16 protein-coding genes and 2 pseudogenes are annotated in these 21,876 nt (G+C 69.0%); 11 read left to right on the top strand and 7 right to left on the bottom strand.

Annotation, left to right across the window (positions count from 1 at the left end; all coding sequences use genetic code 11):
- Positions 1-38 precede the first annotated feature (38 nt).
- The 4 genes and pseudogenes from ACIQRL_RS15555 (at position 39) to ACIQRL_RS15540 (ending at position 6,021) form a co-directional block, all read left to right on the top strand.
- The gene (locus ACIQRL_RS15555) at positions 39-2,087 is read left to right on the top strand and encodes an APC family permease (RefSeq protein WP_401331723.1); all 2,049 of its coding nucleotides are present in this window, start codon (positions 39-41) and stop codon (positions 2,085-2,087) included.
- A 235-nt stretch (positions 2,088-2,322) separates the two neighbouring features.
- Positions 2,323-3,651, top strand: a complete 1,329-nt coding sequence (locus tag ACIQRL_RS15550) for a class I SAM-dependent RNA methyltransferase (protein WP_401331722.1) — start codon at positions 2,323-2,325, stop codon at positions 3,649-3,651.
- 151 nt (positions 3,652-3,802) lie between these two features.
- A pseudogene (locus tag ACIQRL_RS15545) lies at positions 3,803-4,396 on the top strand (nitroreductase family protein).
- Between the two features lie 569 nt (positions 4,397-4,965).
- Positions 4,966-6,021: a beta family protein gene (locus ACIQRL_RS15540; RefSeq protein ID WP_401331721.1), complete on the top strand. Its 1,056-nt coding sequence runs from the start codon at positions 4,966-4,968 to the stop codon at positions 6,019-6,021.
- Between the two features lie 47 nt (positions 6,022-6,068).
- Here the strand turns inward: ACIQRL_RS15540 and ACIQRL_RS15535 are convergent, their stop codons facing one another.
- The 6 genes and pseudogenes from ACIQRL_RS15535 to ACIQRL_RS15510 form a co-directional block, all read right to left on the bottom strand.
- Positions 6,069-9,971, bottom strand: a complete 3,903-nt coding sequence (locus ACIQRL_RS15535) for an AAA domain-containing protein (protein WP_401331720.1) — start codon at positions 9,969-9,971, stop codon at positions 6,069-6,071.
- Between the two features lie 5 nt (positions 9,972-9,976).
- Positions 9,977-10,360 (bottom strand): hypothetical protein, encoded by a 384-nt coding sequence (locus tag ACIQRL_RS15530; RefSeq protein WP_401331719.1) that lies wholly within the window; start codon positions 10,358-10,360, stop codon positions 9,977-9,979.
- Positions 10,361-11,176: 816 nt separating this feature from the next.
- Positions 11,177-11,596, bottom strand: a complete 420-nt coding sequence (locus ACIQRL_RS15525) for a contact-dependent growth inhibition system immunity protein (protein WP_401331718.1) — start codon at positions 11,594-11,596, stop codon at positions 11,177-11,179.
- Positions 11,597-11,712: 116 nt separating this feature from the next.
- A complete protein-coding gene (locus ACIQRL_RS15520; RefSeq protein ID WP_401331717.1) occupies positions 11,713-16,113 on the bottom strand; it encodes a polymorphic toxin type 28 domain-containing protein in 4,401 nt (1,466 codons plus the stop codon).
- Positions 16,114-16,118: 5 nt separating this feature from the next.
- On the bottom strand, positions 16,119-16,433 hold the full coding sequence (locus ACIQRL_RS15515; RefSeq protein ID WP_401331716.1) for a hypothetical protein: 315 nt from the start codon (positions 16,431-16,433) through the stop codon (positions 16,119-16,121).
- A gap of 545 nt (positions 16,434-16,978) precedes the next feature.
- Positions 16,979-17,621 (bottom strand): annotated as a pseudogene (locus tag ACIQRL_RS15510) (ATP-dependent helicase); the annotation flags it as partial.
- A gap of 254 nt (positions 17,622-17,875) precedes the next feature.
- Here ACIQRL_RS15510 and ACIQRL_RS15505 point away from each other — a divergent pair.
- A complete protein-coding gene (locus tag ACIQRL_RS15505; protein WP_401331715.1) occupies positions 17,876-18,532 on the top strand; it encodes a hypothetical protein in 657 nt (218 codons plus the stop codon).
- A 90-nt stretch (positions 18,533-18,622) separates the two neighbouring features.
- Here the strand turns inward: ACIQRL_RS15505 and ACIQRL_RS15500 are convergent, their stop codons facing one another.
- The gene (locus tag ACIQRL_RS15500) at positions 18,623-18,751 is read right to left on the bottom strand and encodes a hypothetical protein (RefSeq protein ID WP_401331714.1); all 129 of its coding nucleotides are present in this window, start codon (positions 18,749-18,751) and stop codon (positions 18,623-18,625) included.
- A 303-nt stretch (positions 18,752-19,054) separates the two neighbouring features.
- Between ACIQRL_RS15500 and ACIQRL_RS15495 the strand changes: the two genes are divergently transcribed.
- From ACIQRL_RS15495 to ACIQRL_RS15470, 6 genes are all read left to right on the top strand, one after another.
- Entirely contained in the window at positions 19,055-19,459 is a 405-nt protein-coding gene (locus ACIQRL_RS15495; RefSeq protein ID WP_401331713.1) for a hypothetical protein, read from the top strand.
- Positions 19,460-19,478: 19 nt separating this feature from the next.
- Positions 19,479-19,781, top strand: a complete 303-nt coding sequence (locus ACIQRL_RS15490) for a hypothetical protein (protein ID WP_401331712.1) — start codon at positions 19,479-19,481, stop codon at positions 19,779-19,781.
- Positions 19,778-20,068: a hypothetical protein gene (locus ACIQRL_RS15485; protein WP_401331711.1), complete on the top strand. Its 291-nt coding sequence runs from the start codon at positions 19,778-19,780 to the stop codon at positions 20,066-20,068. The genes ACIQRL_RS15490 and ACIQRL_RS15485 overlap by 4 nt, the downstream gene beginning before the upstream one ends.
- On the top strand, positions 20,065-20,538 hold the full coding sequence (locus ACIQRL_RS15480; RefSeq protein WP_401331710.1) for a hypothetical protein: 474 nt from the start codon (positions 20,065-20,067) through the stop codon (positions 20,536-20,538). The genes ACIQRL_RS15485 and ACIQRL_RS15480 overlap by 4 nt, the downstream gene beginning before the upstream one ends.
- Entirely contained in the window at positions 20,535-21,182 is a 648-nt protein-coding gene (locus tag ACIQRL_RS15475) for a hypothetical protein (RefSeq protein WP_401331709.1), read from the top strand. The genes ACIQRL_RS15480 and ACIQRL_RS15475 overlap by 4 nt, the downstream gene beginning before the upstream one ends.
- Before the next feature lie 354 nt (positions 21,183-21,536).
- Positions 21,537-21,875 carry a hypothetical protein gene (locus ACIQRL_RS15470; protein ID WP_401331708.1) on the top strand — a complete coding sequence of 113 codons (339 nt, stop codon included), beginning with the start codon at positions 21,537-21,539 and terminating at the stop codon, positions 21,873-21,875.
- Position 21,876: the final 1 nt, after the last annotated feature.

Raw genomic sequence — 21,876 nt, 5'->3', positions numbered from 1 at the left:
TGGGCGGCTGCCAGTTCGAACCCTTACGATTCCCTGTTGTGTCCAAACTGACCGACGTGCCGAAGCGGATCCTCATCGGGCGCGCACTGCGCAGTGACCGGCTGGGTGAAACGCTCCTGCCGAAGCGCATTGCCCTCCCCGTCTTCGCATCCGACCCGCTTTCCTCCGTGGCGTACGCGCCCGGGGAGGTACTGCTGGTCCTTTCCATCGCGGGCGTGTCGGCCTACCACTTCAGCCCCTGGATCGCGCTGGCGGTCGTCGTGCTGATGTTCACGGTGGTCGCGTCCTACCGCCAGAACGTGCACGCGTACCCCAGTGGCGGCGGCGACTACGAGGTCGCCACCACCAACCTCGGTCCGCGGGCCGGCCTCACCGTCGCCAGCGCGCTCCTCGTCGACTACGTCCTCACGGTCGCCGTCTCCATCGCCTCCGGCATCGAGAACCTCGGCTCCGCGGTCCCCTTCGTGGTGCAGCACAAGGTGGCCTGCGCGGTCGCCGTCATCGTGCTGCTCACGCTGATGAACCTGCGCGGAGTCAAGGAGTCCGGAAAGCTCTTCGCGATTCCGACGTACGTCTTCGTCGCGGGCGTCTTCATCATGATCGCCTGGGGCGCCTTCCGCGGACTCGTGCTCGGCGACACCATGCACGCGCCCACCGCCGACTACCACATCAAGGCCGAGCACCAGGGGCTCGCGGGCTTCGCCCTCGTCTTCCTGCTGCTGCGCGCCTTCTCGTCCGGCTGCGCCGCGCTCACCGGCGTCGAGGCGATCTCCAACGGTGTCCCCGCCTTCCGTAAACCGAAGTCGAAGAACGCCGCGACCACGCTCGCGGCGATGGGCCTGCTCGCCGTCACCATGTTCTGCGGCATCATCGTCCTGGCCATGACCACCAAGGTCCGCATGGCGGAGAACCCCGCCACGGACCTGATCCACAACGGCGTGGCGGTCGGCTCCTCCTACGTCCAGAACCCGGTGATCTCCCAGGTCGCCGAGGCCGTGTTCGGCAAGGGCAGCTTCCTGTTCATCGTGCTGGCCGCCGCCACCGCGCTCGTCCTGTTCCTGGCCGCGAACACCGCGTACAACGGCTTCCCGCTGCTCGGCTCGATCCTCGCCCAGGACCGCTACCTGCCGCGCCAGCTCCACACCCGCGGCGACCGCCTCGCCTTCTCGAACGGCATCGTCCTCCTGGCCGGCGCCGCGAGCATGCTCGTCATCATCTACGGGGCCGACTCGACGCGACTGATCCAGCTCTACATCGTCGGCGTCTTCGTCTCCTTCACTCTCAGCCAGACCGGCATGGTCCGCCACTGGAACCGTCACCTGGCCACCGAGACCGACCAGGTCAAGCGGCGTCACATGGTCCGCTCCCGGGCGATCAACACCTTCGGCGCCTTCTTCACCGGGCTGGTCCTGGTCGTCGTCCTCGTCACCAAGTTCACGCACGGCGCCTGGGTCGCCCTGCTCGGCATGGTGATCTTCTACGCGACGATGACCGCGATCCGTAAGCACTACGACCGCGTCTCGGAGGAGCTGGCCGCCCCCGAGGGACCGTCCGACGACAGCGTCCGCCCCTCCCGCGTCCACTCCGTCGTCCTGGTCTCCAAGATCCACCGCCCGGCGCTGCGCGCCCTCGCCTACGCCAAGCTGCTGCGCTCCGACACCCTCGAAGCGCTCAGCGTCAACGTGGACCCGGCCGAGACCAAGACGCTGCGCGACGAATGGGAGCGGCGCGGCATCGACGTACCGCTGAAGGTCCTCGACTCGCCCTACCGCGAGATCACCCGGCCGGTCATCGAGTACGTGAAGGGCCTGCGCAAGGAGTCGCCGCGCGACGCGGTGTCCGTGATCATCCCCGAGTACGTCGTCGGCCACTGGTACGAGCACCTGCTGCACAACCAGAGCGCCCTGCGCCTCAAGGGCCGGCTGCTGTTCACGCCGGGCGTCATGGTCACCTCCGTGCCCTACCAGCTGGAGTCCTCCGAGGCCGCGAAGCTGCGGGCCCGCAAGCGGCAGGACTGGAACGCGCCGGGTGCGGTGCGCCGGGGGCCGGCCCACGAGCGGCACAAGGAGCACAGCCCGAAGAGCTAGCGCCCGAAGGGTGGGCTCGGTCCGGGAAGAGGCGCGCTCCGAGGGCGGGGCGGCCGAGGGACGCGGAAGGGATGCGGTTCGAAGAGGTCGGCGGCCGAAGGGGTGCGGTTCGAAGGGCTGGCGGCCGAAGGAGTGCGGCCCTCGGAACGACGGGCGCGGGAAGCACGTCGGAAGCACGTAGACTGGTGGGCTGTTGTCCGGCCGTTTCCCCCTTCTCATCTGGAGTCACCCCACCATGCAGGCAGAACCGAAGAAGTCGCTGGTGGGGGACGAGTACGAGGTCGAGATCGGCCCCGTGGCGCACGGCGGGCACTGCATCGCCCGGACCGACGAGGGCCAGGTCCTCTTCGTCCGGCACACACTGCCCGGTGAGCGTGTCGTCGCCCGGGTGACCGAGGGCGAGGAGGGCGCGCGGTTCCTGCGCGCCGACGCCGTGCGGATCATCGACGCCTCCAAGGACCGCGTCGAGGCGCCCTGCCCGTACGCCGGTCCCGGCCGCTGCGGCGGCTGCGACTGGCAGCACGCCAAGCCCGGTGCCCAGCGCCGGCTGAAGGGCGAGGTCGTCGCCGAGCAGTTGCTGCGCCTCGCGGGCCTCACGCCCGAGGAGGCCGGCTGGGACGGCACGGTGATGCCCGCCGAGGGTGACAAGTTGCCCTCGGGCGAGGTCCCGGCCTGGCGCACGCGCGTGCAGTACGCGGTCGACCCGGACGGCAACGCCGGACTGCGCCGCCACCGCTCGCACGAGGTCGAGCCCGTCGAGCGCTGCATGATCGCCGCCCCGGGTGTCACCGAACTCGGCATCGAGGAGCGCGACTGGTCCGGCATGGAGGCCGTCGAGGCGATCGCCGCGACGGGCTCGCAGGACCGCATGGTGATCCTGGAGCCCCGCCCCGGCGCCCGCCTGCCGCTCGTCGAGCTCGACAAGCCGGTCTCCGTGATGCGGGTCGCCGAACAGGACGGCGGCATCCACCGCGTCCACGGCCGCGCGTTCGTGCGCGAGCGCGCCGACGGCCGTACCTACCGGGTCGGCAGCGGCGGCTTCTGGCAGGTCCACCCGATGGCCGCCGACACCCTCGTCAAGGCGGTCATGCAGGGTCTGCTGCCGCGCAAGGGCGACATGGCGCTCGACCTGTACTGCGGCGTCGGCCTCTTCGCCGGCGCCCTCGCGGACCGGATCGGCGACCAGGGCGCGGTCCTCGGCATCGAGTCGGGCAAGCGCGCGGTGGAGGACGCCCGGCACAACCTCGCCGCGTTCGACCGCGTCCGCATCGAACAGGGCAAGGTCGAGGCGGTCCTCCCGCGCACCGGCATCACCGAGGTCGACCTCATCGTCCTGGACCCGCCCCGCGCGGGCGCCGGCAAGAAGACGGTCGAACAGCTGTCGGCGCTCGGCGCACGAAAGATCGCCTACGTCGCCTGCGACCCCGCGGCGCTGGCCCGCGACATCGCGTACTTCCGCGACGGCGGCTACAAGGTACGGACGCTGCGGGCGTTCGACCTGTTCCCGATGACGCATCACGTGGAGTGCGTGGCGATTCTGGAGCCGGTGAAGAAGGACGCCTGACCTGCGATTTTGTGCGTGCGCGTAATGTGCGGTGCGGGCGTTACAGGCGATATCTTGACGCTGAAATGACGCTCGTGACGCTCGTTCTGATGGGGTGTCAGGTTACCTGAGGGGCGGTTCACATGCCCTGGGCGCCCAAGGGCAGCGGAACATGCGCCATCCTCAGGAACCGCCCAGCGGCATACACCCGTTGCTTGCCGGGCGCTTTAGCCTCTGCCGGTTCGATCCGTAGGCGCTTGTCGACGACCGCGCCCTCGGGCTGCTGCTGGAAGCCGCGCGGTGGGCACCGTCGGCGGGGAACTCCCAGCCCTGGGGCTTCTTCACCGGCAGGTCCGGTGAGCCGGAGCGCGACCGGATGCTCCCTCACCTTGCGCCGAGCTCGGCCCACTGGGCGACGGACGCGAGCCTGCTCGTCGTCACGCTGACGCGCCGGCACGTCGATGACATGCAGCTGCTCTACTCCGAGTTTGCGGACTACGACCTCGGCCAGGCTAGCGCCCACACGACTGTTCAGGCCCAGGCCGCGGGACTGGCCGCGCACCAATTCCGGGCCTTCGACCTGGAGGGGCTCACCAAGGAGTTGGACCCGAACCCGGGCTGGGTGATCGTCTCCATGGTCGCGGTGGGCAAGGCGGCCGGCGGACCGCCGGAGGGCCGCGCCCGGTACAGCGTCGCGCACTTGCGCTCCGCTCCCTGGTCAGGGGCATTGCGTGATCGGGATTGGTTCGGTTCGCCGGTCTCGTGAGTGACGTGGCGTCATCTCCGTTGTGCGGCAAGGGGACCCGGAGAGCAGAGCAGGCACGGCGCCTGTGATCATGTGGTTGTCGAGACCCATGAGAACCGAGCGAGACCGGGCCTGCCCGAACATCATCGCCCATCCCTTCGCACCCGTGTTCTGGGCTTGCCGCTCGACAACCATGGCGGCCGCGGGCACACCGACCGTTGTGCGTCCGCCCATGCCAGCGTCGCGATCACTTGTTCTCGCCTTCCATGTCCGCCGAGTCGGGCACCTTGAAGTCGTAGACCCGGGCCGTGCCAAACCCTGGGTGCTTGGGGGCGGCTGGAGGTTCCGCTGACGATCGCGGCGTAACCGTTTCTTCGTTCCGTCCTCCATGGAGGGGCAAAGGAGCATTCATGCGTCAGGGAAGGTCTCCACGTCCACCAGCGCCCAGTCGTGGAACTTGCGGCACACCGTCACCAGGTACTTGAACACATCGGCCAAGCGGGCTGGAATCACTCTCTTTTCAAGTACTTCGAGGTGAGCGGACCCTGGTGGAAAGGGATGCGCACGGACGGTGCCGAGGGGGAGCCGCGATGTCCGGACCGCTCTATGTTCCCGTTCTGCCGACGCGGCCGCACGCCGCCGGCGCCTGCAGGCGACTGTGGCCGGACGTCCGCGCCGCTATCAGGCCGTTGTGGAATCTGCCGCCCTTACCCGGAGCCGTAACGGAGACGCTGGCCAAACTGGTTGGCAAGTACGTCGATCCGGTGAGCGTCGTGAGCCGTCATGGTGGATGGATCGACGCTCCCTTCGGCGAGGATGCCCAGACCGCCGATCTGGCCGAAGCGTTGTCCGTCTACTGCGAGTTGGGGCGGCTCCGCCCGGTCACCGGGCCGGAGCGGACCGAGACGCAGCAGGCGGCGGCCGTGGAGACGGCCCGGCGCTGCGCGCGCGGACTGGGTGTGCGGGTGCGGGTTGCGAAGGAGTGGGACGACAGCCTCGGGGAGCACGTCCGGAGCCTGCTGTCCCGAACCGGTCCTGAGGTACCCGTAGATCTGCTGCTCGACATGGGCGCGGTCCTCGATGACCGGCCCGACGCGGGCAAGGAGGCGCTGCGCGACCTCGACGCGCTGATGCCCTTGGCGGTCTGGCGGAATGCGGCTCTGCTCGGAGGGGGCTTTCCTCGGGTCACCGCCGACATGCTGGAGGAAGGATCGTACGACGGGGCACGGGCGGAGTGGCGCATGTGGCACGAGATGCGCGCCACAGGCAGTGCCTATGCTCCGCTGCTCGGCTATGGCGACTATGGGGTGCAGCCCCCGAGCGCCCTCGCGCAGGTTCCTGCACCCGGGAGGAAGGGCGGACCGTCCTGGGGTGTGCTCCGCTACACCACCGACAGCTCGTATCTGCTGTTCAAGACGCTGGCCCGGGGGCCCGACCGGATCGCGGTCAATCGCAGCGCGGCTCGCCGGATCGTCGAACTGCCAGAGTTCCGGGGAGCGGGGGCCGGACAGGGCGAGGAATGGTTGAGCGACTGCGCGGACGGCCCGCTCTCGACAGGCGAGGGTGTGGGCGGGCCGACGGAATGGCTACGGGCGGGCAACCTCCAGCACATGACGTACGTCGTGCGGAGTCTGCCCGGCGGCTGAGCGGGCCGCCGGGCCTGGCCGACCGGGCCAGCCGCCTTGTCCGGCGCTCAGCCGAGCAGCGGTACCAGCGCGGTCTCGCCCGCGAGGATCCGCCAGGCTGGCACGCGCACCGTCCGGCTCACGGGGCACGGCTTGGCCCCATGCCCCCCGGAGGGCAGTCCGGTGAGCAGGTCGCTTCGCGCGTGGGTCAACCGAAGGTGTCGCGCGGGCTCCGTACCGGGCTCCGGGCCGGGGTCGATCAGCACCGCCGTGTTCTCGCCGGCGTCGGTGAACAGCAGGTCCACCGGGTGACCGCCCACCAGAACGGCCCGCTCCAGATCAGTGATACCCCGTTCGGCCAGGTACCGCTGCAGGCGGTCGGCGAGGTCCTTGCGGGCCTCGGTCACCGTGCCGGGCGTGCCGGCCTCGGTCGTTGTGCCGTCGTCACCTGCTCCCAGCGGCACCGAACGTGCGGCGAGGAGGGCGGGCAGGCCGCTCTGGTCCTGCCAGAAGGCGCGGCTTCCCACCGTGATCAGCTGCGACTTGGCCCGCGTGACCGCCACGTTCCACAGGTTGACCTGACTCGCGACCCAGTGCGTCGTCCGGGGCGGTGTGTTGTGCGCCGCCACCGGGCTGAGTATCATCACGTCCCGCTGTCCGCCCTGGAAGGTGTGGACGGTGCCGACTCGGACGCGGTCGTCGTCCCGCCACATGCGTGCCAGTGTCTCCTTCTGCGCCCGGAACGGTGTTACCACTCCCACCGTCGCGTCCGGCGGAAGTCCCGCCAGCAGTGCGTCGACCACGCGCCGGACGGCCTCCGCCTCCTGCACGTTCCGCCAGGACTGCCCGTCGCCGCCGCGCGCCGATTCCCCGGACGGTACGTCGACCCAGCCGAGCACCGGTGCCGGGTCGGCCGCTCCCAGCGGGTCGTGCGTCGGCACCTGCAGCCGCACGTCGGTCAGCACCCGCAACCGGCCGCCGTAGCAGTGGCCGTTGACGACGTCCGCGATCCGAGGGTGGCAGCGGTAGTGCTCGTCGAGGAGCAGCGCGCTGTCGCCGTGCTGCTCGGCCGCGTGGTACGACGAGTGCACGTGGTAGGTGAGGCGATGGTGCTCCAACTGCGCGGCGCTCAGCCCGGCCCGTACCCGTGCCTGACGTTCTTGCTGCGGCGACACACCGGGGATGTGCCCGAGCTGCATGGGGTCACCGATGATCAGTGCCCGGCGGGCCCGGAACAGCAGGGGCAGCACGGACGGGATGGAGCACTGGCTCGCCTCGTCGATGACGACGAGATCGAACAGTTGCGGGGCGAGTTCCAGCTGCCGCACCGAATGGGTGCTGACGGCCCATCCCTTGATGTGCGTCATCAGGTTCTTCTGGCTGCGCTGGTATCCGGAGCGGCGGCGGAGCGCCTGGAGCCGCTGGTTCATGAGCCCGGTGGCCCGGTTCAGGGCCTCGGCGGACAGCGCACGGGACAGTTCCGCCGACAGCCCGGACAGCGCTTCGGCCGTCGCGAGCCGGGATTGCTTGAGCCCTTCCTCGTCCCATTCCCCGTGCCGGTGGACGAGTTCCCGTACCTCCCGCTCCACAGACACGATCCCGGCCAGGGACTCCAGCAGTTCGGGCGGCACGGGTCGTCCCGTCGCCCATTCCGGCCATGCCGGTCCGGCACCGTCCGTATGCTCCGCCCCCGCCGCGACCAGAGCGGCGAGCGCCCGCCCGCGCCGCCATGCCCCCAGTTGCCACCAGCGGGCCCCGGCAGTCTTTCGCGCCCGCTCCGCCCACCGGCCCAGCGATGCCACGCCGTCGACGTCCACCGCCCAGGCCTCTTCGAGCAGGGACAGGGGCAGTTCCAGGTCCGCGGCCCGCTCCTCCCGGTCACGGAGCAGTTCCAGCAGCCGACCTTCCTCGCCGACGCGGTGTGCGGCCTGTGCCGTCAGCCGGTCGGCCGTTCCTCGCGTGTTGCGCAGTTCGCCGCCCACGGTGGCCGATCCACGCCGTGAGGCCCCGGCCGGTTCGGCGAGCAGCCGTTCCAGTTTGGCCGCCTCCCGCTCCAGCGCCTCCGCGTTGCCCGTTCGCATCAGCAGGCCGGGTGCGATGGCGTCGCAGCGCTGGGCGACGACGTTCACGGCCTCGTTGTTCGTGGAGGCGACCAGCACCGACTGCCCCGCGGCGACACAGGTGGTGACGACCGCCGTGACGACCTCGCTCTTCCCCGTGCCGGGCGGTCCGGTCGCCACCGTCAGCGGCTGGGTCATCGCCGACGAAATCACCAACTCCTGGCTCTCGTTGCACGGCCCCGGAGAGACTGGCGTCACTGGGCTCACCGCGAGGGCGGTCGGTGCCGGCACCTGCCGGGAGCCACCGTTCAGTAGCGCGTCCAGGGCCGTGCCCGCGATCTGCACGGTCCGCGTCGAGATCTGGACCAGGTTGTCCACCAGCGCCTGGGTGGCCATGGCTTCCGCGCCCGAAGGCACCAGCAGCACGGCCGCGTTGTGCGCGCCTGGCCGCAGCGCCTGCATCACCGTGCGGTCGCTCAGCGCGGACGGGTCCAGCGGTTCGAGTTCCGGCAACCCCAGTTCGTCCAGCAACTCCCTTACGGCGCGGAGCATCTGGGCGTCGTTGCCCTCCTGCCAGGCCGGCTGCCAACGCGCGACCAGGTCGGCCGCGTCGCCGGCGTCCAGGAGTTCCGAGACGACGCCGCTGTGCAGCGACGGCACCCCGCTCGGCCGGAGCACGTCCCGGCCCTCCTCGTCCGGCGCCAGCTCCATCTGCTGGATGAGCAAGGGCGCCAGCTCCACCGTCGCACGCCGCCCTCGGCCGCCGTCTCGCGCGGGCAGCGTGATCGCCGGATAGCCGTACCAGTATTCCTGTCGCGAGCCCGCCTCGGTGTACGAGCCGCTCCGTCCCTCCTGCGGCCGGGGCAATGCGCTGGGCGCGAGGATGTGCGGTCCGCGCCCCGACTGGATGGTCTCCTGGCCCTGGGCCAGCAGGAAGTACTTCTTGTCCCGGCCGCTGTCGCGGTCCGGCCGCATTCCGGCCGCCGCCTGCGCTGTGAGGCAGTCCGCGTAGTACCGCAGCAGCCGCTGCCGGTCTACACCGTCCCGCTCGTCCGCCTCCGCCAACTCCCGGGCCTTCAACAGCGAGGGGGAGCGCCGGACGGTTCCGGAGGCGTCGTGGGGGAGCGCGGCGAGTCGCACCGGTCGTGCCACCGACCGGGCGAAGGGAAGGCTCCGGGTGGCCCTGATCGTGGACTTGGTGGGCCGCTGTTCCTCCGGTACGCCGTCGCGGGTCATCTGGGCGGTCAGGTAGTCGAAGAGGTCGTCCGGGGTGATCCAGCCGCCCTCTTTGATCCGGCCGTTGCGCAGCCCTTCGACGATCTCTCCGGTGAACCGGGAGGTGCCGAGGCCCGACCCTGGCGGCGCCATCGCGGAGGCCGCCTGCAGGGCGTCGGAGGCGGTGATGAAGTAGACGCCGGTCGGTCGCAGCAGGGTGCTCGGCGCGGGCCGGTCCGGTTCGCCCGACGGGCCCTTGGCGCTCCAGCCCTGGACGACGGATCCGCTGGAGCAGCAGTCGAGCAGGACGAGTTTGGAGGCGGCCCGGCAGGACTGGAGCATCCGCTCCAGGAACTCCGCCGGTACGGCCGTGCCCGGCAGATCGGCGGGGTCGGTGTCCCGGGTCAGGAAGTACAACTGGCCGTCCTGCTCGCAGTACTCGCCGTGCCCGCTGAAGTAGAGCAGCGCGGTCTCACTGGGCTGCCGTGCTTCCAGGAACGTCTCGACGGCGTGCAGCATCTCCGCGCGCGTCGGCTCGGCGGCCACCGCGCACTCGTTGTACATGCCGATCTCTGTGTTCTCCAGCACCGCCCGCATGTAGTGCAGATCGGCACGTACGGCCGGGAGGTCGGCGTACGTCTCGCTGCCGTACGTGGATACGCCGACGAGTAACGCGTGCCGGTCGTTGTCGGTCATCGCGCTCAGCCCGCCGTTGTCGCCGTCGTGCCGTCGTCTGCGAGGAATCGCTCGACCAGCGTGTCGTCCTCGCGGGCCTCCTTGCCGGTGATGTGCAGGATCGCCCCGTCGGGCCGCTTGATCACGATGGTGCGCTGCGGGACCCGCGCCAGCCACGTCTGTACCAGCGCGACGACGAACGAACCGGCGCTCAGCAGCAACCCGACGGTCTCGGCGGACGGCCCGCCCTTGTCGCCGACTCCCGCCAGACTGCCGGGCTCGGGAAGGTCAAGCGTGGCCGTGGGGTCCACCTCGCCGAGCGCGGCAAGCAGTTCGCGTGCGTCCTTACGGGCGCGCAGCGGATCGTCGTCGACGACGGAGATCAGGTATCCGATGTGGTTGTCGGGCATGGCAGTCTCGTACTCCCCCTGGATTCACCGGCTCCTTGCCGGGCGAACGAGACTAGTGCCCGGTACCGACACCGCACGCCCACGAGGGTCCGCCGTCCGGGTCGTTGGCGTGAAACCGGCCGATGATGGCCGGGTCGTGCGTGCCTCGCGTCAGGCGCAGTTCCGCCCGAACAGCCTTCCGCGGCGCGCCTACGCGTGGGCGCCCGCCCAACGGGTCCCCAGCGCCCCACGATCAGCAGGCCCCGGCCGGACTCCGCGTCGCCCTGCGGCTCCCAGTCGGAGAGAAGCACACCATCCCGCTCCGGTCGAAGAGCCGGTGGCGGATGTGCTGTTGGAAGACATCGCTGGTATAGCTCAGCAGAAGCGCCCTCGGTTCCGGGCCATGACGCTCGTATGACGCTCCAGGTGACCCGGCGGCGGCTTCGAGCGGCCGCGAACTCCCCCTGACCTGCGGCGATGCCACCTTCCCCTTTGTGTGACATCTTTCCGATGACGCATCATGTGGAGTGTGTGGCGATTCTGGAGCCGGTGAAGAAGAGCGCTTGAGCTGCAGGTTCGGGGGGCGTGCGTTATATGCGGTGTGGGCGATCAGGTGATATGAGGAGCTGTTCGCCGGTGCCGGCCCACTCACCGGCCCGGTGATGCGGGCCGCCGCTGATGCAGATCTTCAGACGGTCGGCGGGGGAGCGGTCGTAGCGAGGGATCCTGGGCCAGGAGTATTTTCGGCAACGGCGAGGCCACCCTGTTCGGACGACGTACGGCGGAAGCGCGAAGGTCCGCTGCGCGTTGCTCCACCAGCTTGGTAGTGCCTCGCTGTCAGGCATCGTCCCCGGGTAGCGCTGAGAGGAACGCGTCGATGTCCTGGCGGACGTAGCGCGAGACGTCGGTCAGGACGGCGACGGTTTCCTTGAGTTCGTGAGCCAGCTCCGGGGCGGCGGCCCAGACCTCTGGCTTTCTGGTGACGACCGCGTACAGCAGGTCATCGTCGAACCATCCGCCCTCGGCCTGCTTCGGCGCGGTGGCCCGCAGAATTTCCACGGCCAGGGGCAGTAGCCAGGGCAGCCCCACGTCCTGCCCGATCAGCCGGGCCAGCTCGTGCGGCTCCAGGGTCGCGACCGGCCGACGCCGCAGTTCGTACACGTTCTGGACCATGGGGGTCGTGTCCGCAGGAGGAACCGGCCAGCGCAGGCCCTCCAGCTCCTCAAGGGAGCTACCGCGGTCGAACTCTTCGGGCATCGTCGGTCCTCTCGTGCTCCGCCGCTGCGGCGCGGAGGCGTTACTTCTGGAGTGCGTTTGTGCGTCTGTGCGTCCGCACCGTTCAGGCTACGGATCGGCGGCATCCGCAGCCGCCGTCACCCGTGGCCGATGGATTTCAGGAAGCGGTTCAGCCGTTCGAGCTCGACGATGGCGTCCTTTCGCTTCCTGCTCAGCACTTCCATGCCGCGCGGGGTGATCGTCTCCGGCGGCTTCTGCAGTTCCTTGGTCAGGATCCTGCGGATGCCCTCCAGGCCGTTTCTGGCCTGCTTCAGGTCGCTGATGTGGTCGAAGGGGGTGCCGTCGGGCTTTCGGGCTACGACTTCGCCTCTGGCTTCGCGGCGAGCGGCGCTGTAATGGTTGTGATTCGGCTGGGAGTTGATGGACCCGATGGGGTCCTTCTTGATGTTCTCAAGCTTGGTGATGGCATTCAGGGCGTCGTCGCGCAGTCCCAGGTCGCGGCAGTCCTCGGGCGCGAGCCCCAGGGGGTCCGTCCACCTGTGAGGGTTGTGTACGTACGTGTTGGGGTTCGGTGCCGGGACCAGGCCGAGAGGGTCCGGGCTGAGATAGCGGGCGGTCTCGGCGTCGTAATAGCGGAAGTAGTTGTAGTTCAGGGCGGTTTCGGGGTCGTGATATTGCCCGGGGAACCTCAAGGGTGTGTAGGCGGTGCTGTTCTCCGCCCATGCGGTAGCGCCCCACAGCGTGGAGCGGGCGCGCCATGCGATATCGCCTTCCTCGTCGAGGAGTTCCGTCGGGGAACCGACGAGGTCCGTGATGATCGCGAAAAACCGGGTGTCGATCTCATCCCGGCAGGTGTCGCCCGTGGCGTCGCCTGCCCCGATGCGCTCGGTCTGCGCGACGGGGTGCAGATCTTGGTGGTCCCAGGTCAGGGTGACCGGGCCCGGCAGCCCGTTGCCGGTGGTGCTCTGCTCGCAGAGCGTCGGGCCGTCCCAGGTGAAGTCGACCTGTTCCGCCACCGAGACGCCGTCCGTGGCCATGCGCTGCTTGGCGATGCGGCGGCCCAGCGGATCATAGAGATAGCGCCACAAGGTGCCGTCGGGCGTGCTGACCGCGGCGAGTCGGTCCTCCGCGTCCCAGGTGTAGCGCCAGGTGTCGGGCTTGCGCGACAACCGGGTCTTCTGCCTGAGCACGATGCGGCCCAGGGCGTCGTGCTCGTAGCGGACGGCTCCCGCGCGGGTGATGCGAGTGCCCTCGTACGTGCGCGTGCCGGTGGCCTCCGATCCCGGGTGCGAGTGGGGCCATGAGGCGTCTGTCTGGTTGCCTGCCGCGTCGTAGAGGTAGCGCTCGGACCAGTTCCCCGCCCGGACCCGGGTGACGCGCCCGGCCGGGTCGAGGTCGAAGCGGCACGCGCCTTCGATGTCGTCATCGAGGCCGATGAGGTTGCCGTCCGCACGGTAGTCGTACGCGCGGCGGCGTATCGAGCGCCCGTCGGTGCCCGTGACCGACTGGACGGTCAGCCGGCCGAGGGCGTCAAAGGTGTGGGCCACGCCGATGACGTCGCCGATGCGCCGGAGCGCCTCCTGTCCCGCCAGGTCGTACTCGAAGTCGATCGTCCGCCCGCCGGAGTGCAACGCGGTGCGGTTGCCCGCGGCGTCGTAGTCGTAGCGGCTGGTGGTACCGCTGGGAGTGGTGCGGCTGATGCGGCGGCCAAGGATGTCGTAGCAATACGAGATGGTCCGGCCGTTGACCGTCTCCGCGAGGAGTCGTCCCTGACCGTCATAGCGGAAGTCGACCTGGACCTCGGGCGCGGTGGCCCGCGTGAGCTGCCCGGACGAATCGTAGGAGTAGCTGTTACTGAGGGCCCCGGCCGTCTGGCGCACGATCTGCCCGAGTTCGTCGAGGGCGAAGTGCGTCGTCAGGCCGAGGGAGTTCGTGCGGGAGACGAGTCGTCCTGCCGCGTCGTGCCGGTAGCCGATCGTGCGATCGTCGAAGTCGGTCTCCGAGAAGGGGCGTCCGGCCGGGTCGTAGGCGTACTTCCAGTTCAGGCCCTGGGCGTTGGTGACCTGGGTGAGGCGCAGTTCGCTGTCGTAGGTGAAGGTGTGGCGCATGCCATCGGGGTCCGTGCGCGCGGCGAGCAGGTCGAATTGCGTGTACTCGTAGTGGGTGGCCGCGCCCAGTGCGTCGGCGTGGGTAGTGCAGTTGCCCTCGCTGTCATAGGTCCACGACTCAGTGCTGCCGTCGGGAGCGACACGGAGCATCGGGTTGCCTTCGACGGACCACTCCATGCGCGTCACGAAGCCGAGCGGGTCGGTGAGCCGGACGGGGCGCCCGAACGCGTCGCGCTCGAAGTACGTCGACGCACCCAGCGGGTCGGTGACGCGGTCGGGGAGGCCGGCCGGGCCGCAGTACACGCGGGTGGTGTGGTCCAGGGCGTCCGTGACTTCGGTCAGATGGCCGGATGCGTCGTAGCCGTAGCGGGTCACCACTCCGTCAGGGGCCGTGACCCGGGTGAGGTTGCCGCGCTCGTCGTACTCTCTGCGCCACTGGGCGCCGTCCTCGCCCGTGACCGTCGTCGGCAGCCCGAGTTCGTTGTACGTGGCGGTCGTGCCCAGTCCGTCGGGGCGGGTCACCGACACCACCCGTCCCCGCTCGTCGTACTGATAGCGGGTGGTGTGCCCGAGCGGATCGACGAGCGCGGTCAGGCGCAGGTCCTGGTCCCACTCCTGGCGGGTGACATGGCCGAGCGGGTCCGTCTCCCGGATCAGGCGGAAGGACTCATTGTGCTCATAGACGCGGACGTGGCCGAGCGAGTCCGTCACCCGGGTGGTGCGCGTCGCGTCCTCGTAGGTGAGGGCGGAGGCCAGGGCATCGCCCGTGCCGCCGGTGGCCACGGCCCGGCCCGACTCGTCGTAGGCGTACCAGTACGTAGTGTCGTTGCGGTCGGTCCAGGAGGTAAGGCGGCCCGCGGCGTCGTATGTGTAACGCATGGGCAGGCCAGAGGAGTTGACCTCCTCCGTGAGACGGCCGGTCTTGTCGTAGCCGAAGGTGAGCAGGGTGGTGCCGGGGGAGGAAGGTTCTGTGGGGTCCAGTAGGCGCAGGCCGGTAATGCGTGACAGATCGTCGTCGCGGTCCAGAGCGATGCGGTAGCCGCCCGAGTGGGTTACCGCCGCGGGGACGTCGCCCTCTTCGTACTCGATGGTGACGCGATTGCCGTGGCGGTCCTGGAGGTATTGCAGCGGCAGATCGACGGCCTCGCCGGCGGCGGCCGGGACAGGGCTGTGGAAGACCTGGACAAGGCCGCTATCGGGATCCGTGACGCATATCGCGCCGTCGAATCCATCGGCCCAGGCCAGGGTCAGGCGCGAGCCCGGGGTCTCCGGGTGGACAGGGGCGCCGGCCTCCGGGTCGGGCAACGGGAAACAGAGCCGGGCGCCGTCGGCGGCCGCGTAGACGAAGCCGTCCTCGTCAGCCTGGACTCGCTGGTCCAGGGAGGAGGCCCAGGAAGGGCCGAACCAGCCGCCGAAGCGGTACGAGGAGACATGCGTGCGCTCCAGGAGGAGCGGCAGCACGCCGGGCAGCCGGACATCCGTCCGCGTCAGCGCCACGTCACCGGTGGCCACGTCGATAGGGTCCCGGACGAACTTCTTGAGCGCGTCGCGCACCGAGGCGGGCAGCTTGTCGAAGCCCGGCCGCAACGAAAGCCGTTCGAATGAGGCGCAGTTGAGCTTCAAGGCGCTGCGCAGTTTGGAGAGATCCCTGGGCTTGAGCTTACCGAGCCCCTTGCCCAGCAGCGTGGACAGGCTGCCCAGACCGACCCCGAAGGCCGCGCCGAGCGCCAGGGTCTCGGCCAGCTTGCCGGGGTCCTTGAAGGTGGAGGGGTCCTTCAGCAGCGTGTCCAGCGCGGCGAACTTGCTGCCTTCGCCCGCCATCTTGCCGACCCGCGCGATCGTCTTGATCTCCTTGAGGGCCTCCAGGGCCCGACGTAGGCCGCGGATGACCTCCAGGACCGCTCGGATGGTGCGGGCCATCGCCGTGCCGGCGTGCTCGATTCGGCCGATCAGGGCCATGGCCTTCGCGAAGCGCGCGCCTGCGGCGAGGCTGCCGACCACGGCGGAGGCGCCGCCCGTGAGGACTGAGAGGGCCAGGCTCGCCATCTCCACCTCGATGATCTCGACGATGATGACGTTGAGTTCGGTGAGCAACTCGTGTGCGTCGTCGGCGTACTTGTCCAGAGCGTCGGCGCCGTCGCGCAGCGAATCGGCCATCTTCGTGGCCTGCGAACGGGTCTTCTTCGCCCGCTTGCTGAAGGCGGTAGCGGCTTTACCCTCCCAGGTCACGCTCCGCAGGGCGGCTTCCGCGTCTCTGACGGAGGCATCCACCGCCTCGGCCAGGGTGCGCCACTTCTTGGCGATCTCCCGTACGCCGTCCGGGTCCACCGCCGGGTCGGAGATTCCCAGGAACTCCATCATGCTGGCCATGTTGTCGCCGGCCATGTGGTTGAACTTGTTGATGTAGTGCAAGGGGTTGAGGTCGACCACGGCGCTCAGCCCTGATTCTTGCCGCGCGCTGCGGCCTCGAGCAGGGCGTCGAGGACGTCGAACGCCTCGGAGAGGTCCGTCATCAGCTTCGCCTCGCCGTGCCACTCGTCCACGAGGTCCGCCGCGACCTCGGCGAGCGTCTCCATGCCTTCACGCACATCGTCGGTCGCACCCATCAGGGCGCCCAGCGCGCCCAAGGCCGAGAGGTCGTGCGAGGCGGACTTGAAGGCGTGCAGCGGCTTGGCGATGTGCTGAGGCGCCTTGCGCAGCCGTGGCGCCGCTTTCGCTATCGACTCAGAGTCCTTACCCAGGTCCCCCATGACGCCTGTCCCCCCGATACCACGCGTTACATGTGCACAAGTCAACTGCGGAAAGCAGTCGATCCGGATAAGCGTATTACCCGCATTCGGTCACGGACGGCAAGGGGGTTGGTCCTACCCGGGTCGGTCTGCCGATCCCGCAGCAGATCAAGTCCTCTCCTCCGCCGCGCAGTTCTCGCAGATACGAACTCGAGCCGGTTGCGCGGCGGCGAATCCGGGGGTGCCGCCGGAATGGCCTGCTCCCGACCGGTTCCCCGGTGTGGGTGCAGGTATCGGGTGCGCGGGGCCGCGAGATAGTGCGGACTGAGTGCGTGACGCTCTGCGCCCTCGCGCACACGCCATGAGGCGAGAGAACGGCTGTGTACCGGATGCTTCCGTGACTCACTCGCGGCAACACCTTTCCGATGACGCATCATGTGGAGTGCGTGGCCATCTTGGAGGAGGCGGCTAAGGCGGGCTGAGGCCGAAGTCGGCAAAGGATTCTGGTCGCGAAACGTTCGGGCGTTGCCTGCGCCAGGGTGCGGCTGGACCGGGTCGTGAGCCGCTCAGTCGGCTGGTTCGGTTGAGAAGCGCTTCGGTTCCGACAGAGCGGCGCGTGCACCGTCGAAGTCGGCGAGCCTTGCGGACACCGTGGCTACGGCCAGTCGCTGGGGGAGTGCCACCGAGAACTTCAGACCACGTACTGCCCGCGGGTCGACATCGGGGAGGACCAGAGCCGGTGCGGCCTGAGCGGCTTCGATCGCCCCGCGCCACATGTCCTGGGTCAGATCTTCGCAGCCGCAGGAAGCAGTCCGTCGGGCGCTGCACCGGGTCACGGTAGCCAGCCCACGTCCACCAGCGGACGTCGTTGCCCTGCCGGGCCACCAGCGTCCCGCCGGGGTGGACCAGGTGCGGCGCCTCCTCGTCGCGCCATTCCCGGAGGCCGACCTCGGCCCGCCGGGTGAGGGACACCGGCGGATCGGCGCCCAGGAGAACCTCTCGCATCGCGCGGGTCAGGGCATACGACAGGCCGATGAGCGTCCCCCCGGACCATTTGGCCACCCCGCCGCTGTCGACCGGCTCGACGAGGACCCTCTTGCGCCCCCAGTCGATGAACGTCACCTGCCAACTGCGGCCCACCAGCAACAGGCGTCGTGGGCCCGGGCGTTCCTCGGTGAGTACGGACGGGTCCATCCGGCCGATCTCGGTATCGTGGTTGCTATCGGGTAGGTCCGTGACGACGACGACCCCGATGCGCCCATCGCGGAACCCGCACCCTCGGGAGCGCAGTCGGCCACGTGAAGCGCGGCAACCAGGCGCAGGGCGCGTGGGCAGCGGCGACCAAACCGCCCTATGTCAACCGCCAGTTGTCCCCTCCTGACGGGATATCAACTGGTGTCGGCACATGTCCCACGGATAGCGTTGGTTTACTTGCGCAACCCCCACCTCAACAGGAGTCCCAAGTGAACCGCCCCGCCCGGCTCGTCGCAGTCGCGCTCACCGTATCCACGGCCCTGCTGCTGACCGCCTGCGGCTCGGGAGGGGGCGACGACTCGTCCTCGGACAAGATCAAGGGGGCGGACGCCGGCGGCGAGAAGGCCTCAGCGAGCGCGAGCGCTTCCGCTCCGGCGGGGCAGGACGCCGCCGGGCGGCCGAAGATCACGCTCTCCAGGGAGTTCCAGGCGAACTTCGAAGGCTGGACGAACAGTGATCCGAAGCTCCAGGCGATCCTGAACGACGGCCGGGAGGAACTGAGGTCGGAGTACGCCGCGGTCATCGAGGCGGATCTGAATTCCAGCGCCGTGGCGTTCTACAACTCGGATGCCACCTTGGCCACAGCCCACAAGTGGATCAAGCAGTTCGTCGACGACGACGAGAGTCTGATCGGCAGCGTCAGAGCCTTCGACCCCCAGGTCCACATCAACGACACCGGCTCGGGCGTGCTCTTCTACTGCGTCGACGAACGCAAGGCGTCCACGAAGAACCGCAGGACCGCGAAGATCACCACCACCGCCGACAAGCCCGAGAACGTGATCCAGTACCGCAACCGACTGGACAAGAACCCCCAAGGCGTCTGGAAGACCACGTCCTCGACGGTGGTTCCGGGAGCCTGCGGCTGATGAGCTTCGCAGCGAAGACGTGCACGCTGTTGGTCACGTCCGTCTACGCGTGGTCCTCTCCTCCACAGCGGCTTACGGCGCCATCGGAGATCAGGACAACAAGCCCCCTTCCTCGACGCCTTCCGGCGGCGCATCCGGCAACACACTGAGAGCCAAGGCCACCGCCACCCAGATCAAGGTCACGCAGTCGAACGGCAGCACCTCGGGCACCTCGCCCAAGGCCCTCGCTCCCGTGGACCCCAACTGGAAGCCCCCTGCGTGCTGGTACGAACCGGTGGCCACGCCACAGGCACTCAAGGCCGCGGTGGACCGCCTCAAGAAGAACCCCAACACGGAACTGGTGCCCGTCACGCCCACGCTCAGTTGGGGCGAGGACCTGATGGTGAACCACTACGAGAAGGGCAAGGCGGAGAACGGCAGCGGCGACGGCTACGAGACCTACAACCTCGGCAAGAACGGGATGTTCTGGCGCGGGGTCATCAGTCAGGACAGGGCGAACGACCCCCCAAGTCCACGGTCAACGTGCCGACTTGGGTATGGCTGGACAAGGGCACCTTCAAAGAGGTCAAGGTCCGCGCCGAGCTGGCAGCCGCGGGAGTGTGGGCGGAGACGACGGCGAAGCCGGTCGCCCTCCACCTGAACCCGGGCACGGGCGACGCCGAGACCTACCCCGCCTCCGGTGACTGCGCGATCAACGACGACGGCTCCATCGGCACCCCGTACGCCAAGGGCGACGCCGGCAGGACCCCGTCGTGCGGCATCACCTACCTGCGTGCCACGGACGGGAAGCCGTACCGGCTGAGCGCGTCCATCACCTGGCAGATCTCCTGGCAGGGCAGCGGCGGCGCGGCGGGCGACCTGCCGGACGGCACGTTCGAGACCACCCAGGACATGAACGTCCAGGAGATCCAGTCCGTCAACCGCTAGACCATGGCACGGGGGAACAATGAGTGACATTCGCATCGACTTCGATGTGCTTGATCGGGTCCGCCGGGACATCAAGCACATCGGCGAGCTCATGGAGGGTCCAGGCAAGGAGATGGACGAGGTGGACGGCGACTCCATGGGTGTGAGCATGCTGGCCGCGCGCATGAACGACTTCGGTGACGAGTGGTCGTACGGGATCAAGCAGATCAAGAAGTTCTCCGGTGCGGCGGTCAAAGAACTCGACATGATGAAGCGGGCTTTCGAGCAACTCGACGACCAGCTGGACGACGAGCTGCGGAAGTCACGGGAGAAGCACGCATGAGCGACCTGTTCTCGTGGACTTCTCCGACGCAGACCTCACCGCTGAAAGACCGGTTCCCCGCGGTGGGGTTCGTCCCCTGCCCGGGTGAACCCGACACCGCCAAGCATGTGGTGGGCATCGTGCAGCGCACCGCCAAAGCGCTGACCGAGATATCAGACGTCCTGCGCGGCACAGGCGAGGGGGACTGGAAGGGGCGCCACGCCGATGCGTTCCGGGCGCAGTTCGACGACGACTTCCTGCCGCCGTCGACGCGGCCGTGGCCGACGCCGTCAAGCTGGCGACCGTGAGCGCGGTTCTGGGCGCGATATCGCTCGCCATCCTTCTCGTCGCCCCGGTCACCGGCCCGCTGGCCCCCGAGTTCGCGGCCGCGGCCGCCGCCGTCGGGGTCACGTCAGGTGCCTTCGCACTCGGCGCACTGGGATTGCACGCCACCGCACGAGCCGTTGGCGGCGACTCCGTGGTCTCCAACCGGACCCTGGCCCAGGACGCTCTCGGCGTGCTGCCGTTCCGCAACGCGTTCCAAGGCATCTCGCGGGTCGTCGCAGCCAGCCGCGCGGCGGATGCGGCAGCCAACTTCGGCCTGGTGGACACGGTCGCCGCCTTCATCGCCGACCCGACGGCACTGGGATACTTCGCTCCCAAGGACGACCGGCAGACCATCGAGGCAGCGCTGCCGGGCGGCGATCTGCTCGTAGCGTTCGAGAACGCCTGGAAGACCGGCAGCGACAAGGACAGAGCAGCCAGGCAGGGGAAGTGAGCCGCACGATGAAAGACCCGGAAATACTGTCCCGATTCGACGGGCGAGGCCACGTCGAGTTCCTCCTCGGCGGCTTCGAAGGCAGTCAATCCAACAAGATCACGGCCATCGGCTTCGAGTTCGGCTACGACCTCCAGGCAACCGAGATGCCGAGCAGGAGCGCCATCCGCCTGGTCCTCGTCCGGAACGATTCCCCGACAGCCCGACAACGTGCCCAGCAGACCCAGGACCGCCTGCGCGCGGGAGGCCCACTCCTGCCGACGTGGAACGCTCCCGGCGCACAGCCAGGCACGACCCGGCCCGCCACGGCTGAAGAGATGACGGCGGCGCGCCGGGGTGTGACCGCCTACGAAGCCAACGGGGCAAAACGTTTTGCCCTCGTCGTCGCACTGCTCAGTCTCGGGTGCTTCATCGTCGCAGGAGTGCTGCGGGACCGGCCGGGCGCCGCGCTCGCTGTGCTGGTGGTGTTCGCCGTCCCGTTGGCCGTGACCGCGGCGTTGATCCCTCGATGGATGAAGCGCTGGTACGAGAAGAACCAACAACTGGTGGATCTCTACGACCAGCAGCGGATCGGCCAGGTCGGGCCCCCGCCGCCACCGCCCGGCCCCTCCGACCGGCATCCTGGTACAGGAAACGGGCAGTGATGCGGATCGACTTCTCGGTACCGGCCGAGTTCGAGGAAGTGCCGCTGGGCATGGACTTCGACGCGGCTTGGGCCAGGGTGAACGCCCGAAGCGCGTACGGATCCCTGACAACCGCGACGGACGAGCAGCGGCTGACGGAGATGGCGCGGGCACTGCAGCGGATATCGCGATTCCTCGACGACAGCGGGGTGGTGTATGCCGCCAACTGCCTGCACTCCTTCGAGGGCGAGCCCTCCTTGGGCTCGCTCGCTGTCGCGGTCGTGGGCTATCCCTACGGCGACGACGCCGCCACGGCAGCCCGAGGGAGTCTGCGAGGCGTCCTGGCAACGCGGGGGGGAAGGCTGGACCGGAACGGTGATCGACGCTCCGTGCGGCAAGGCCGCCGTCTTCACCGGTGGCCAGAGCCATGTCCTTCCTCCGACGTTCTCGCCTACCGGTGAGCAGATCGAGGTACTCACCGCCGAGTTCCACGCGATGATCCCTGTCGTCTCCGAGGGCGGAGGCGAACAGCGCATGTGCCTGATCGCCTTCTCCACACCCCAGATCACTCACTGGGAGCGGTGCTACGCACCGGTCATGGCCGGCGTGCTGCGAAGCCTCCGCTTCACCGAGGGCGAGCAGAACAGCGCGGACACCGACGTCGCCCCACCCACGAGGTCCGTGGAGTCGTCAGGGCAGTCGGTTCGCTTGTGAT

It is taken from the genome of Streptomyces sp. NPDC091209, from assembly GCF_044757755.1.
Lineage (GTDB): Bacteria > Actinomycetota > Actinomycetes > Streptomycetales > Streptomycetaceae > Streptomyces.
The sequence above is the reverse complement of the archived record's forward strand: the minus strand, read 5'-3'. Positions and strand labels throughout refer to the sequence as shown.